1 protein-coding gene is annotated in these 387 nt (G+C 57.9%); it reads left to right on the forward strand.

Annotated elements, in window-relative coordinates:
* Positions 1 to 75: 75 nt before the first annotated feature.
* Positions 76 to 387, forward strand: a 312-nt coding sequence (locus tag KP705_RS18930) for a plasmid recombination protein (RefSeq protein ID WP_252348457.1), incomplete at its 3' end; no start/stop codon positions are given.

The following is a 387-nucleotide window of genomic DNA, read 5'->3' on the forward strand; positions in this document are numbered from 1 at the left end:
GCAGAACAGCCTCAACGTTCTTGTTGGGTTCACTCTAAGCGTACGTAAAGTACACTTTCGTGTCGTGAAACCTATTTGAACGAGGCGTTGCGCTGGATTCAGGAGCGGCACGGCAAGGACAACGTGATCGCTGCCATCATTCACCGGGACGAAAAAACGCCGCACCTGTCGGCCTACGTGGTGCCAAAAGACCCCGATACAGGCCGCCTGAATTGCCGCCGGTTCCTCGGTGGTGCCAAGGCCCTGAACGAGATGCAGACCGACTTTGCGCGAGTTGTGGGACGCCCTGTCGGACTGGAACGCGGCATCGAAGGAAGCAAGGCCACCCACACCAAGCTGAAAACCTACTACGGGGCGCTAGAACGGGACGCACCCGAGCACAAAAAC

The sequence above is a fragment of the Gluconobacter sp. P1D12_c genome (assembly GCF_018812105.1).
GTDB lineage: Bacteria > Pseudomonadota > Alphaproteobacteria > Acetobacterales > Acetobacteraceae > Gluconobacter > Gluconobacter oxydans_A.